This window comes from Ideonella alba (assembly GCF_018069875.1).
In the GTDB taxonomy this organism is placed as follows: Bacteria; Pseudomonadota; Gammaproteobacteria; order Burkholderiales; family Burkholderiaceae_C; genus Ideonella; species Ideonella alba.
On record NZ_JAGQDF010000002.1, the window covers coordinates 367,935 to 380,409 of the forward strand.

At 69.7% G+C, this 12,475-nt stretch carries 14 protein-coding genes; 6 read left to right on the top strand and 8 right to left on the bottom strand.

Going from position 1 to position 12,475, the window contains the following annotated elements; genetic code table 11:
• Positions 1-193: 193 nt before the first annotated feature.
• Positions 194-550, top strand: coding sequence for a hypothetical protein (locus KAK07_RS04660; protein ID WP_210859245.1), 357 nt, complete (start codon positions 194-196; stop codon positions 548-550).
• Between the two features lie 89 nt (positions 551-639).
• Here KAK07_RS04660 and KAK07_RS04665 read toward each other — a convergent pair whose 3' ends face one another.
• A complete protein-coding gene (locus KAK07_RS04665) occupies positions 640-840 on the bottom strand; it encodes a DUF5397 family protein (protein WP_210859247.1) in 201 nt (66 codons plus the stop codon).
• Positions 840-2,228, bottom strand: a complete 1,389-nt coding sequence (locus tag KAK07_RS04670) for an SEL1-like repeat protein (protein WP_210859249.1) — start codon at positions 2,226-2,228, stop codon at positions 840-842. The genes KAK07_RS04665 and KAK07_RS04670 overlap by 1 nt, the downstream gene beginning before the upstream one ends.
• A gap of 130 nt (positions 2,229-2,358) precedes the next feature.
• Between KAK07_RS04670 and KAK07_RS04675 the strand changes: the two genes are divergently transcribed.
• Positions 2,359-2,610 carry a helix-turn-helix domain-containing protein gene (locus KAK07_RS04675; RefSeq protein ID WP_210859251.1) on the top strand — a complete coding sequence of 84 codons (252 nt, stop codon included), beginning with the start codon at positions 2,359-2,361 and terminating at the stop codon, positions 2,608-2,610.
• Positions 2,611-3,070: 460 nt separating this feature from the next.
• Here KAK07_RS04675 and KAK07_RS04680 read toward each other — a convergent pair whose 3' ends face one another.
• From KAK07_RS04680 to purN, 3 genes are all read right to left on the bottom strand, one after another.
• Positions 3,071-4,285 (bottom strand): DesA family fatty acid desaturase, encoded by a 1,215-nt coding sequence (locus KAK07_RS04680; RefSeq protein ID WP_210855005.1) that lies wholly within the window; start codon positions 4,283-4,285, stop codon positions 3,071-3,073.
• Between the two features lie 114 nt (positions 4,286-4,399).
• Entirely contained in the window at positions 4,400-5,662 is a 1,263-nt protein-coding gene (locus KAK07_RS04685; protein WP_210855003.1) for an RsmB/NOP family class I SAM-dependent RNA methyltransferase, read from the bottom strand.
• A gap of 8 nt (positions 5,663-5,670) precedes the next feature.
• Positions 5,671-6,312 (bottom strand): phosphoribosylglycinamide formyltransferase, encoded by a 642-nt coding sequence (gene purN / locus KAK07_RS04690; RefSeq protein WP_210855001.1) that lies wholly within the window; start codon positions 6,310-6,312, stop codon positions 5,671-5,673.
• 39 nt (positions 6,313-6,351) lie between these two features.
• Between purN and KAK07_RS04695 the strand changes: the two genes are divergently transcribed.
• The 3 genes from KAK07_RS04695 to KAK07_RS04705 all read left to right on the top strand — a co-directional run bounded on the left by KAK07_RS04695 (position 6,352) and on the right by KAK07_RS04705 (position 8,637).
• Positions 6,352-7,245 carry a DMT family transporter gene (locus KAK07_RS04695; RefSeq protein WP_210859253.1) on the top strand — a complete coding sequence of 298 codons (894 nt, stop codon included), beginning with the start codon at positions 6,352-6,354 and terminating at the stop codon, positions 7,243-7,245.
• A 21-nt stretch (positions 7,246-7,266) separates the two neighbouring features.
• Positions 7,267-8,118 (top strand): sulfurtransferase, encoded by an 852-nt coding sequence (locus tag KAK07_RS04700; RefSeq protein ID WP_210859254.1) that lies wholly within the window; start codon positions 7,267-7,269, stop codon positions 8,116-8,118.
• Positions 8,119-8,202: 84 nt separating this feature from the next.
• Positions 8,203-8,637, top strand: a complete 435-nt coding sequence (locus tag KAK07_RS04705) for a universal stress protein (RefSeq protein WP_210854995.1) — start codon at positions 8,203-8,205, stop codon at positions 8,635-8,637.
• A 79-nt stretch (positions 8,638-8,716) separates the two neighbouring features.
• Here the strand turns inward: KAK07_RS04705 and KAK07_RS04710 are convergent, their stop codons facing one another.
• Together KAK07_RS04710 and KAK07_RS04715 are read right to left on the bottom strand one after the other, a co-directional pair.
• Positions 8,717-9,496: a ZIP family metal transporter gene (locus KAK07_RS04710; RefSeq protein WP_210859255.1), complete on the bottom strand. Its 780-nt coding sequence runs from the start codon at positions 9,494-9,496 to the stop codon at positions 8,717-8,719.
• A gap of 51 nt (positions 9,497-9,547) precedes the next feature.
• Positions 9,548-10,438 (bottom strand): dienelactone hydrolase family protein, encoded by an 891-nt coding sequence (locus KAK07_RS04715; RefSeq protein ID WP_210859256.1) that lies wholly within the window; start codon positions 10,436-10,438, stop codon positions 9,548-9,550.
• Positions 10,439-10,542: 104 nt separating this feature from the next.
• Here KAK07_RS04715 and KAK07_RS04720 point away from each other — a divergent pair, with 104 nt between their 5' ends.
• A complete protein-coding gene (locus KAK07_RS04720) occupies positions 10,543-12,054 on the top strand; it encodes a Ppx/GppA phosphatase family protein (protein ID WP_210859257.1) in 1,512 nt (503 codons plus the stop codon).
• Here KAK07_RS04720 and KAK07_RS04725 read toward each other — a convergent pair whose 3' ends face one another.
• Entirely contained in the window at positions 12,055-12,420 is a 366-nt protein-coding gene (locus KAK07_RS04725; RefSeq protein ID WP_210854987.1) for an ArsC family reductase, read from the bottom strand.
• Between the last annotated feature and the right edge of the window lie 55 nt (positions 12,421-12,475).

A 12,475-nucleotide genomic window follows, 5' to 3' on the forward strand; every position in this document is an offset into this window, starting at 1 on the left:
AGTCTCCTCACCTGAAGGGTTCTTGTGCGCGGCGCGCGGTGGCGCGCAGCGGTCGGAAGACGGTTGTCGAACCAGTTTACGACCGATAAGCCGAGGCCCAATCCTCAACACTGGCGACCCTCAAGCTCGGCGCGCTTCGCACGCAGACCCTGAGCGGCCACCTCGATGCAAGGCGTTGCGGCATGATCGTGCAATGAGCAACGCTGAAGACATGCCCGGAGGCGGGTCGCAGCTCGTTGACGCGGTCGAGTTTGCAGAGGCGCTTGGTTGCCCGGTGGAGGGCATTGCCAAATTGGTTTCGGCCGGGTCGGTCTTCTTTGTCGAGCGCGATGGCGTGCAGCTCTACCCGACCTTCTTCGCCGACTCCACGTTGAGGCGTCGACAGCTGCGCGCCGTCGTCAAGACTCTCGGGAACTGGGACAACTTCACCAAGTGGCGGTTCTTCGTCTCTGGCAAGGGGTCGCTTGGTGGCCTCACGCCACTGGAGGCGCTGAGGCAAGGGCGACTCCTGCAGGTCATGCGTACGGCGGAAGGCTTCGCTAAGCGCTGACGGCGTGTCGACCGCCTGACCAAAGGTGATGTGTGGTGGCAGGTACGGTGTGAGGTTGGGTGCCCGGCGTGGCTGCTCCGCCGCGTCCGTCAGCACGCCTCCGGATCGTTGGGTAGCCGCGTCAGGCGGTACTCGGTCTTCTCGCCCGAATCGACCAGCGTGATTTCAACTATCCAGTCGCCATCGTCCAGTTGGCGAAGTGCAGGCCCCACCTCGTACTTGGGGCCGAAGGGTCCGAAGCACTTGATCTTCCCTACCGGAACGGTCTGCGGTACGGCGACAGCTGACATCAGCAGGTGCCGGCGTCCCAGTCGAACCGATTGGTGATCGGGTTCCACTTCTGCCGCGCCTGGTACTCGACCTGCCGGCCGCTGTCGTAGGTGCGGTAGCACGTGCTGTTCTCGCACCGGGTGTTGCAGGTCGTGACCCCGGGTTGAGCCTCCGGTCGAGCCGGGAAGCGGCCGGTGAATGAGGCCTGGATCATCTGCACAGTAGGAGGGGCCAGTTCGGCGACTGGCACGGGCTTCAGCTTCGACTTGCCCAGCGCTTGGCCAGGCTTCCACTCGCGCGAGAGCCGTTGGCCCTCGACGATCTGCTCCCGGCTGAGGCGTGACGCGACCTGCTCGCGTTCAGCCAAGGCGTTCGAATTGGGCTCGTTGGCCGACGCCGCGAGGTTCAGCCAGGCGTAGGCAACGACGGCATCCGCTCGCACGCCGACGCCATCCCGGTACAGGCGGGCGAGATTGCGCTGCGCGTCGCCGTCACCTTGGCGAGCCGACAGCTCGTAGAGGCGGGCTGCTTCCAGCGGGTCTTGACGCACGCCAAGTCCTCGCTCGTAGAGTGTGCCGAGGTTGTTCTGGGCTGTTGCATGCCCCTGATCGGCAGCGAGGCGGTACCACTGCGCGGCCTCCTTCGCGTCCTTCCCGACCCCCGTGCCGTACTCGTAGAGGGTTCCCATGCCGAACTGGGCGCCAGCGTTCCCCTGGTCGGCCGACTTCCGCCACCAGCCGGTCGACGCCGCCTGGTCCTTCGGGATACCGATGCCGTTGGCCAGCATCCATCCGTACTCGAACTGGGCGATGGCGTCGCCGCCGGCTGCGGCCTTGCCGAGTTGTTCGCTGCCCGCAGCCTCATCCTTCGGGATGCCCTGTCCGTAGGCGTACATCTCGCCCATGCGACGCTGAGCCGTCACATCGCCGCCATCAGCGCCCTTGCGGAACCACGTGGCGGCGATCGCGCGGTCCTTGGCGACGCCGAGGCCGTCGAAGTACATGATGCCGAGCATGCGCTGCGAGGTTGCGTCGCCACCATCCGCCGCCTTGCGGAACCAGGTCGCGGCGGTCTCCAGGCTCTTGGTGACTCCTGTGCCGCTCGAATACATGGTCGCCAGGTTGAACTGCGCGTCCACGTTGCCGGCTTCGGCAGCGATCCGGTAGAGGCTGACAGCCCTCGCCGGGTCCTTCGCCACACCGCGTCCGTGGGCGTACATGACGGCGAGCGTATTGGTCGCACCGATATCGCCCGTGTCGACCAGCGGTTTCAGCTCTTTCAGGGCTGTGGCGTAGTCACCACTCTGGCACGCAGAAAGACCGGTGGCCAGATCGGCGGCTGCGGTGCCGGGCCACGTGTAGACGGATGCGGCCAGAGCCGCGACGAACAGCAGCTTGTTCCTCGACATGCGTGCTTCCTCCTGGATCGACGAGCTGGGCGCTCTGAGGGCGCTGCACGGTCGGCGCGCGCCATCGGTTCCAAGATTGTGACTTAAACGCGGCTGACTCAAAAGCAGCGCGCCGGGAGACTGAAACTCGATGTCTCCAGGAGCCGCAAACCAGTCCAAGAAGCACGTCAGCGCACGAGAGGCGCTGGCGGCGAACATCGTCGCCTTGAGGCACGAACGGGGCTGGTCTCAGGAGGCGCTGGCGTTCGAGTGCGGCTTGCATCGAACCTTCGTCGCGCACGTCGAGCGGTTGTCGCGGAACATCTCGCTGGACAACGTCGAGCGGCTTGCGCTGGCCCTCGGCGTGGAGCCATTCGAACTGTTGAAGCCTCGAAGCGATTGAGGCGGGACTCGTTCTGGGGGAACGAGGCCACACCAGGCACCCCTACAACCAAGGGGAAGAGGCCGGGAAGGCAGCCGAACAGCCTGCCTATGGATTTGTGGACTTCTCCTTCGCTTCGCTACGGAGACCGGCTGCTTCCTATGGACAACCCTGCGGGTTGCCCACAGGACTCCAGCCTAGCCCACAAGCTCCACAGGCACCCACCACCCTTGATTCTTGGACAATGAGAAGGCAACAATGCCTCTCATGAACCACCTGAGCAGCCTCGCTCGGCTTCAAGGTTCCTCTGCCCGGTCACAGGGTCACAGAGCAATACTGCACCTTTGTTCGACCAATACTGAAGAGATCCGGTTGGGCGGGTGCGGCGCACCGACCCCGCGGGTGACGGGATCCACACGCCCAGAAAAAAGGCCCGCACGAGGAGGCGGGCCCTTGTTCAAGCGCGCCAGGCGCCGCGGCGTCAGGCGCGCGCCGAGCGCAGCTGCACCGAGAAGTCGCGCAGCGCGGCCACGCCGCTGGCTTCGGCGCGGCGGCACCAGTCCTGCAGCTCGGCCACCAGCTGTTCGCCGGAGACATTGGTGCGGGTCCAGAGCTGGCGCAGTTCTTCGCGCATCGTCACCAGCTTCTGCAGCGACGGGCTGCCGGCGATCGCGGCATCCAGTTGCTCGCGCACATTGCCGGGAATGCGGTCGGCATCGCGGTGCAGCCAGCGTTCGGCCAGGCGCAGGTTGGTCCAGGCGGCGCTCTTGGCGGCGCCCTCGGCCTTCAGCCGCGCCAGCTCGGTGGCGCAGGTGCGGCGCAGCTCCTTGGCGTACTCGGCCATCAGCTCGTAGCGGTTGGCGATGATGACCTCCAGTGTGCGGCGGTCGGCCTCGGCCTTGACCGAACCCAGCACCAGCTGCGGTGCCACCTTGCGCACCTTGGCCCAGCCCAGCGCCTGCAGCACCCGGATGTAGGCCCAGCCCAGGTCGAATTCGTAGGGCTTGACCGAGAACTTGGCCGAGGTGGCGTAGGTGTGGTGGTTGTTGTGCAGTTCCTCGCCACCGATCAGCAGGCCCCAGGGCGAGATGTTGGTGGAGGCATCCGGCGCCTCGAAATTGCGGTAGCCCCAGTAGTGGCCGATGCCGTTGATGACGCCAGCGGCCCAGATCGGGATCCACAGCATCTGCACCGCCCAGATCGTCAGGCCCCAGCCACCGAACATCAGCACATTGGCGATCAGCAGCAGACTCACGCCCAGCGCGCTGTGGCGGGTGTAGAGGTGGCGCTCGATCCAGTCATCCGGCGTGTTGTGGCCGTACTTGCTCAGCGTCTCGGCCACCTTGGCCTCGGTGCGGTAGAGCTCGGCGCCACGCAGCAGCACGGTGTCGATGCCGCGGGTGATCGGGCTGTGCGGGTCGTCGGGCGTCTCGCACTTGGCGTGGTGCTTGCGGTGGATGGCGACCCATTCCTTGGTGACCATGCCGGTGGTCAGCCACAGCCAGAAGCGGAAGAAGTGCGAGGGAATCGGACCCAGGTCCAGCGCCCGGTGCGCCTGCGCCCGGTGCAGGAAGATGGTCACCGCGGCGATGGTGATGTGCGTCACCACCAGGGTGTAGGCCAGGAGCTGCCAGCCAGAGGCGTGGAGCAGTCCGTTGGCGGCGAAATCAGCCGCCCAGACGAGCAGGTCGTTCATCGTGCGAGGGTTCCCAACTGCAATCGAATCCACCGGCGGATGGACGCGTGCTTCAATTCTAGGCGCTTGATACCGATCAGGTCAGGGGAAACTCCCCAGGGCGTGTGCGCCAGATCAGGTCTTGCGCTGCCAGGCGGTGGCGAAGAAGCCGTCGGTGCGGTGCCGCTGCGGCCACAGCCGCAGGTGGCCGGCCTCGCTGACCAGTTCGGCGGCGCCCTCGACCTGGGCGGTTTCCAGCAGCGGACCGGCTGGCAGGGGCTCGAAGTCCGGGTGGGCGGCGCCGAAGGCCTCGGCCACCGCCTCGTTCTCGCGCCGCAGCAGGCTGCAGGTGGCGTAGACCAGCCGGCCGCCAGGCTTGAGCAGGCGGGCGGCACTGGCCAGGATGGCACTTTGCTTGGCGCCCAGTTCCTCCAGCGCCTGCGGCGACTGGCGCCATTTCAGGTCGGGGTTGCGGCGCAGCGTGCCCAGTCCCGAGCAGGGGGCGTCCACCAGCACACGGTCGATCTTGCCGGCCAGGCGCTTGACGCGCTCGTCGCGCTCATGGGCGATCTGTGCCGGGTAGACATTGGACAACCCCGAGCGCGCCAGGCGCGGCTTCAGGCCATCCAGCCGGTGGCCGGACACGTCAAAGGCGTACAGGCGGCCGGTGTTGCGCATCATCGCGCCCAGCGCCAGCGTCTTGCCGCCGGCACCAGCGCAGAAGTCCACCACCATCTCGCCGCGCTTGGCGCCGGTCAGCGCGGCCAGCAGCTGGCTGCCCTCGTCCTGCACCTCGACCCGTCCAGCGGTGAACAGCGGCAGCTTCTGCAGCGCCGGCTTGCCCTCCAGCCGCACGCCCCAGGGCGAGTGCGGCGTGGCGGTGGCCGGGATGCCGGCCTCGGCCAGCTCGGCCAGCACCTCGGCGCGGCTGGCCTTCAGCAGATTGACCCGCAGGTCCAGCGGCGCGGACTGCTCCATCGCCTCGACCAGCGGCCAGAAGTCCTGGCCCAGTTCGGCATGCAGCGCCTGGGCCAGCCAGTCGGGCAGGTTGTGGCGCAGTTTCTCGGGCAGGCTGGCGCGGTCCACCGCCTGCACCTCGGCCAGCCATTTCTGCTCGTTCGGGCCCAGGGCACCCCGCAGGAAGGACTCGCTGCCCTGCCAGGCCAGGATGGCCAGGCGGCGCTCCAGCGCGCCGCTGCCGCTTTGCGCCAGGTTGGCCAGCAGCAGGCGCTGGCGCAGCACCTGGTAGGTGGTCTCGGCCAGGCTGTGCCGCTCGCGGGGGCCCAGCGTGCGGTGCTTGCGGAAGAACGCCGACACCGTCTGGTCGGCGGGGGCGTCGAGTTTCAGGACCTGGCGCAGCAGTTCGGTGGCGAGGTCCAACAGGGCATTCGGGTGCATCGGCCGGATTATCCCAGCCCGCCATCCCACAGCAGTTGGGGGGCGCCATCCAGCTGCCGCACCCGGCCCTGCGCCAGCGCCAGCCGGCCCTCGACGAACCAGCGCGCCGCCATCGGGTACAGGCGGTGCTCGGCAGCGAGCACCCGGTCCGCCAGGGCGGTCTCATCGTCGCCTGGCAGCACCGGCACCACCGCCTGGGCGACGATCGGGCCGTGGTCCAGCTGCGGGGTCACGAAGTGCACGGTCGCGCCCGCCGCCTGGACGCCCGCGGCCAGGGCCTGGCGGTGGGTGTGCAGGCCCGGGAAGGCCGGCAGCAGCGAGGGATGGATGTTCAGCATCCGGCCCTCGTAGTGGCGCACGAAGCCATCGGTCAGGATGCGCATGAAACCGGCCAGCAGCAGCAGGTCGGGCTGGTGGCGGTCGATCTCGGCGGCCAGCGCGGCGTCGAAGGCCTCGCGGTCGGCATGGGCGCGGTGGTCGACCACGGCGGTGGTCAGGCCCTGGGCCGCAGCCCAGGCCAGGCCTTCGGCGTCGGGGCGGTTGGCGATGACGGCGGCGATGCGTGCCGGCCAGGATTCGGCACGGCAGGCCTGCACCACCGAGCGCATGTTGCTGCCGCGCCCGGAGAGCAGGATGACGATGTTCTTCATGAGGCCGCGCAGTGTAGCCGCGGCGGTGACAATGCCCGCATGTCGGCCCCTGTCCTGATGGTTCTTGCATCCCTGCTGTTCGCCGGCATGGGGGTGTGCGTGAAGCTCGCCTCGCTGCAGTACAACACCGGCGAGATCGTGTTCTGGCGTGGCCTGATCGGCATGCTCTTCGTGCTGGGCGTGGTGCGGCTGCGCGGCGGCAGCCTGCGCACCGCGGTGCCGATGATGCATGTCACGCGCGCCGCGGTGGGCGTGACGGCGCTGATGCTGTGGTTCTGGTCGATGTCGCGCCTGCCGCTGGCCACCGCGGTGACGCTGAACTACATGTCCTCGGTGTGGATGGCGCTGTTCCTGGTGGGCGGCGCGATCCTGATGGGCGCGGCCCGGGTCGACCCGCGGCTGGTGGCCACGGTGATGGTGGGCTTCGGCGGCGTGGCGCTGGTGCTGCAGCCCTCGCTCGGGCCGGGCCAGGCGCCCGGCGCGCTGGCGGGCCTGCTGTCGGGCATGATCTCGGCGCTGGCCTATCTGCAGGTCACGGCCCTGGGCCGGGCCGGCGAGCCGGAGTACCGCATCGTCTTCTATTTCTCGATGGGCGGCTGCGTGGCGGGCGCCGTGCTGGCGCAGTGGCTGCCGGCGCCGCCACGGCCGCATGATCTGCAGGGGGCCGCGCTGCTGCTGGCCATCGGCCTGCTGGCCACCACCGCCCAGATGGCCATGACCCGCGCCTACGCGATCGGCCGCACGCTCAGCAACGCCAGCCTGCAGTACCTGGGCATCGTCTTCTCGTTCATCTTCGGCGTGCTGCTGTTCGACGACCCGGTCACGACGGAAGCCGTGGCCGGCATGGCGCTGATCATTGGCGCCGGCGTCGTCGCCACGCGGCTGCGCCAGCAGGTGGCCGCCAACACCCCCGACACCACCACCGAGGGCTGATCCAGCCCGGGAGACCCCACCATGCATCCGCTGATCACCGCCACCGCGCTGCGTCAACGACTGGGCGAGGCACCGCCCCCGCTGCTGCTGGACTGCAGCTTCGACCTGATGGACCCGGCGGCCGGCGAGCGGGCCCATGCCGCGGGCCACCTGCCCGGTGCGCTCTACGTCCACCTGGACCGGGACCTCTCGGGGCCGAAGTCGCCGCGCGGCTCGATCGATGGCGGCCGCCACCCGCTGCCCTCGCGCGAGGTCTTTGCCGAACGGGCCGGCCGCTGGGGGCTGCGCCCGGGCCGCCTGGTCGTCGCCTACGACGCCCAGGGCGGCTGCTATGCCGCGCGGGCCTGGTGGATGCTGCGCTGGATCGGCCACGCCGAGGTGGCGGTGCTCGACGGCGGCATCGCTGCGTGGCAGGCCGCCGGGGGGGCGCTGGAGACCATCGCCCCGGCCGCCCCCGAGGCCGCCCCGCCCTACCCGCTGGGTGGCGCGAGCATGCCCACGGTGGACGCCGCCACCCTGCTGTCCGCGCCTGGCGCCCGGGTGGTGGTGGATGCCCGGGCCGGCGAGCGCTACCGCGGCGAGGTCGAGCCGCTGGACGCCCAGGCCGGCCACATCCCCGGTGCGCGCCACCGTTTCTTCAAGGACAACCTGGGCCCCGACGGCCGCTTCCTGCCCGCAGACGCGCTGCGCCAGCGGTTCGCCAGCCTGGGTGCCGACGCGGCACGCGTGGTGCACCAGTGCGGCTCGGGCGTCACTGCCTGCCACAACCTGCTGGCCATGGAGGCCGCCGGCCTGGGCGGCAGCGCGCTCTACCCCGGCTCGTGGAGCGAATGGTCGGCCGACCCGACGCGTCCGGTGGCGCAGTCGGCTTGACCGCCATCAAGAACTGAAACGTCCAGAAGACGACACTGTGCCCATGGGCCGGCATCCCCGGCAGACGAGTGCAAGGAGTCCCACATGTACCGCAACATCCTGGTTCCCACCGACGGTTCCGACATCACCGCCAACGCGGTCCAGACCGCGCTGACGCTGGCCAAGACCCTGGGCGCCAAGCTCACCGTCATCAGCGTCAAGGAGCCCTTCCCCTACAGCGCCATCTCCGAGATGCAGCCGGTGCCGCCGCAGGAGTTCTATGACGCCCAGGAGCGCATTGCCGCGGCCCGCGTCAAGACGGTGGCCGATGCCGCTGCCGCCGCTGGCGTGGCCTGCGAGGCGGCGACGGTCGAGGCGGTCCATCCCTGGGAAGCCATCGTCGACCACGCCAAGACCCAGTCCTGCGACCTGATCGTCATGGCCTCGCACGGCCGCCGGGGCGTCAGCGCACTGCTGCTGGGCAGCGAGACGCAGAAGGTGCTGACCCACTGCCAGGTGCCGGTGCTGGTCATCAAGTGAGGACCGCACGGGCCATCGCCCGGTGACGTACGACCACGCGGGGCCTATCACGGCCCCGCGGCCTTCTCAGGCCTGAGGATCAGCCGTGTTCGTGCATGAAGCTGATCGCCACCACGATCAGCAGCAGTCCGGCGCCGATCCAGGCCACTTGGCTGAGCAGGTCGCGCAGCGGCATGCGGCGCTGCATCTGCGGGATCAGGTCGGCCACCGCCACGTAGATGAAGCTGCTGGCCGCGACCACCAGCAGGTACGGGTACAGCGACTGCCACCAGGCCAGCACGTAGTAGCCCAGCACGCCGCCCACCACCGCGGCCAGGCCTGACAGCGCGTTGAACAGCAACGCCTTGCGGCGGCCGAAGCCGGCATTGATCAGCACGATGGTGTCGCCCACCTCCTGCGGGATCTCGTGCAGGATGATGGCCACCGAGGTGGTGACACCCAGCCAGGGGTCGGCGATGAAGGCGGCGGCGATGATGATGCCGTCGCAGAAGTTGTGGATGCTGTCGCCCACCAGCACGCTGTAGCCGCCGCGCCCGGCCTGCTCGGCGTCGTGCTGGTGGTGATGGTGGTGGCCGTCGCCCTCGTGGTGGTGGTCGTGGCGGTAGAGCTCGGCCTTCTCCAGCAGAAAGAAGAACAGCAGCCCCCCCAGCAGCGTGGCGAACAGCGTGTGGGCGTCGACCGCGCTCTCGAAGGCCTCGGGCAGGGTGTGCAGCAGCGCCGTGCCCAGCAGCACGCCAGCCGACAGGCTCACCAGGTGCTTGACCACATAGGTCAGCACCGAAGTGGTCAGCGAGGCGGCAATCACCACCGACAGCACGCCGCCGATCAGCGTGGCCAGGACGATGTAGAACAGGGTCATCGGGGAGTCAGGGCAGACGCCCCGGACCGGAGTTCAGGGCGGGAGGCGTCTTCAGGCGGCGCCGTGGTCGCGCAGCCAGGCCACGCAACGCGCCCAGCCTTGCTGCGCCGCCTCGGCCCGGTAGCTGGGGCGGTAGTCGGCGTGGAAGGCATGCGGGGCGTCGGCGTAGATGACGAACTCGGAGGCCTTGGCGGCCGCCGAGCCCTGGGCCAGCGCGGTCTTCATCTTAGCAACGCTGTCAAGCGGGATGCCGGTGTCCTGGCCACCGTACAGGCCCAGCACCGGCGCTTTCAGCGCACCGGTCAGCTCCACCGGGTGCTTCGGGGTCAGCGGCGTGGAGGCGCCCTCCAGCCGGCCATACCAGGCCACCGCCGCCTTCAGCCGCGGCTGGCGGGCCGCGTACAGCCAGGTGATGCGCCCGCCCCAGCAGAAGCCGGTGATGGCCAGCTTGCCGGCGTCCTGGCCCTGGGCCTCGGCCCAGGCCACGGTGGCGTCCAGGTCGGTCATGACCTGCTCGTCGGGCACCTTGGAAATCACCTCGGCCACCAGCTTGGCGATCTCGCCATAGGCGCTGGCATCGCCCTGCCGGACGAACAGCTCGGGGGCGATGGCGCACCAGCCCAGCCGGGCGAAGCGCCGGCAGACATCGGCGATGTGCTCGTGCACACCGAAGATCTCGCTGATCACCAGAATCACCGGCGCACCGCGCTTGCCCTGGGGCATCGCCCGGTAGGCCGGCATCTTGAAGTCACCGACCGGGATGGTCACCTCACCGGCCTCCAGCCCCTCAGCCGGGGTCTTGACCACGGTCTGCGCCACCACCGGCAGCGCTGCCGCCGCGAAACCGCTGCCCAGGGCGGCGCGCAGCACCCCCCGGCGTTGCAGGCCCGCCGTCTGGCCCACCAGGGCCTCACCGTCCTCGTGCCACTGATTCACCGTCATGGTCCGTCTCCGCGTTGATGGGGATCGATGGATTCTAGGAGTGGGCAGCGATCCCCAAGGCGCCCGGGGAGATGGACCCGCCAGCGCGGGCACAATGCCCCTCCATGCCGCACACCGCCTTGACCTCCGCCGCTGCAGATGCCCCGCTGGCGGCGATCGACATGGGCTCCAACAGCTTCCGCCTTGAGGTTGGCCAGGTCCGGGGAGCCCGCTACCAGCGACAGCTGTACCTGAAGGAGACCGTGCGCCTGGGCGCCGGCCTGGATGCCGAGCTGTGCCTGACCGAGGAGGCGATGCAGCGCGGCCTGGACTGCCTGCGCCGCTTCGCCCAGCACCTGGAGGGCTTCGAGCCGGGACGGGTGCGCGCCGTGGCCACCCAGACGCTGCGCGAGGCGCGCAACCGCAATGCCTTCCTGCAGCGGGCCAGCGCGGCGCTGGGGCAGCCGATCGAGGTGATCTCGGGCCGCGAGGAGGCCCGGCTGATCTATGTGGGCGTGTCCTTTCTGCAGCCCTCCGACGAGCGGCGCCTGGTCATCGACATCGGCGGGCGCTCGACCGAGCTGATCCTGGGCCAGGGCCGGCAGCCGGGCGACGCGGAATCCTTCCAGATCGGCAGTGTCAGCCTGTCGATGAACCACTTCCCGCAGGGCCGGCTCGATGCCGAGGGCTTTCGCGCCGCGCAGGTGGCGGCGGGCGCCGAGATCGAAGAGGCGCTGGCGGTGTTCGCCCCCAGCCGCTGGGCGCAGGCGCTGGGCTCCTCCGGCACGGCCGGGGCGGTCTCCGACGTGCTCAAGGCCAGCGGCATCGACGATGGCGTGATCACGCCGGCGGGCCTGCGCTGGCTGATCGGCCGCTGCATCGAGGCCGGCCACGTCGACCGCCTGGACCTGCCCGGCCTGAAGCCCGAGCGGCGCGCGGTGCTGCCGGGCGGCCTGGCCATCCTCTACACCCTGGCTGCCCACTTCGACATCCAGGCCCTGCTGCCCGCCAAGGGCGCGCTGCGCCAGGGCGTCATCATCGACCTGCACGAGCGCCTGCGCGCGCACCGGCCCCGCAGCGGGCGCCGTGACATGCGCGACGACAGTGTGCAGGCGCTGCAGCGGCGCTTCGGCATCGACACCACCCAGGCCGAGCGCGTCGCCCGTGTGGCGATGGCCCTGCACGACCAGCTCTCGCCGCAGGCGGCGGCGGAAGAACGCCGCGAGCTGTGGTGGGCGGCCCAGTTGCACGAAATCGGCATGATGGTCTCGCACCATGACCACCACCGCCACAGCGCCTACCTGCTGGACCACGTCGACGCCGCCGGCTTCTCGCAGAGCCAGCAGCGGCGCCTGGGCGAACTGGTGCTGGGGCAGCGCGGCGGACTGCGCAAGCTGGAGGGGGCACTGCCGCGCGAGGGCTTCGTCGAGCAGCTGCTGTGCCTGCGGCTGGCCGTCATCGTCTGCCATGCGCGCGTCGATCAGCCGAGCAGCGCAGTGCGGCTGCAGCGGCGCGGTCGCCAGGTGCAGCTTCAGGCCGGCAAGGCGCTGGCCAATCCCCGCACCCGCTACCTGCTGGCGCAGGAGGCCCAGGCCTGGGCCCGCACCGACAGCCTGAGCCTGGCGCTGCCGGACTGATCAGCCTGGCGGCTGCCGCCCGGCGCGCGCCTGCCAGTCGTCGGCGGTGAAGCCGACACTGATGCCGCCATCGGGCCATTCCACCACCGGCCGCCGCACCAGGCTGGGTTCCTCCACCATCAGGGCCATCGCCGCGGCGCTGTCCACCACGGCCGCCTGCCGGCGGGGGTCCAGGCGCCGCCAGGTCGTGCCCTGGCGGTTCAGCAGCCGCTCCCAGCCCAGCGCCGCGGCCCAGCGGGCCAGGTGATCGGGCGGCACGCCCAGCTTCTTGTAGTCATGGAAGACATGGGGAATCTGCTGAGCAGCCAACCAGGCGCGCGCCGCTTTCACCGTGTCACAGTTGGGGATGCCATAGAGCGTGATCATCGGCCGATACTAGCGCGCCGGGCCCAGGGCCCGGCGAACAGACCAGGAGGACCAT

Coding starts and splice junctions, on each gene's coding strand:
- KAK07_RS04675 (WP_210859251.1), top strand. CDS start 2,359: ATGTCTCCAGGAGCCGCAAACCAGTCCAAGAAGCACGTCAGCGCACGA.
- KAK07_RS04660 (WP_210859245.1), top strand. CDS start 194: ATGAGCAACGCTGAAGACATGCCCGGAGGCGGGTCGCAGCTCGTTGAC.
- KAK07_RS04725 (WP_210854987.1), bottom strand. CDS start 12,420: ATGATCACGCTCTATGGCATCCCCAACTGTGACACGGTGAAAGCGGCG.
- KAK07_RS04705 (WP_210854995.1), top strand. CDS start 8,203: ATGTACCGCAACATCCTGGTTCCCACCGACGGTTCCGACATCACCGCC.
- KAK07_RS04715 (WP_210859256.1), bottom strand. CDS start 10,438: ATGACGGTGAATCAGTGGCACGAGGACGGTGAGGCCCTGGTGGGCCAG.
- KAK07_RS04670 (WP_210859249.1), bottom strand. CDS start 2,228: ATGTCGAGGAACAAGCTGCTGTTCGTCGCGGCTCTGGCCGCATCCGTC.
- KAK07_RS04685 (WP_210855003.1), bottom strand. CDS start 5,662: ATGCACCCGAATGCCCTGTTGGACCTCGCCACCGAACTGCTGCGCCAG.
- KAK07_RS04710 (WP_210859255.1), bottom strand. CDS start 9,496: ATGACCCTGTTCTACATCGTCCTGGCCACGCTGATCGGCGGCGTGCTG.
- KAK07_RS04720 (WP_210859257.1), top strand. CDS start 10,543: ATGCCGCACACCGCCTTGACCTCCGCCGCTGCAGATGCCCCGCTGGCG.
- KAK07_RS04700 (WP_210859254.1), top strand. CDS start 7,267: ATGCATCCGCTGATCACCGCCACCGCGCTGCGTCAACGACTGGGCGAG.
- KAK07_RS04680 (WP_210855005.1), bottom strand. CDS start 4,285: ATGAACGACCTGCTCGTCTGGGCGGCTGATTTCGCCGCCAACGGACTG.
- KAK07_RS04665 (WP_210859247.1), bottom strand. CDS start 840: ATGTCAGCTGTCGCCGTACCGCAGACCGTTCCGGTAGGGAAGATCAAG.
- purN (WP_210855001.1), bottom strand. CDS start 6,312: ATGAAGAACATCGTCATCCTGCTCTCCGGGCGCGGCAGCAACATGCGC.
- KAK07_RS04695 (WP_210859253.1), top strand. CDS start 6,352: ATGTCGGCCCCTGTCCTGATGGTTCTTGCATCCCTGCTGTTCGCCGGC.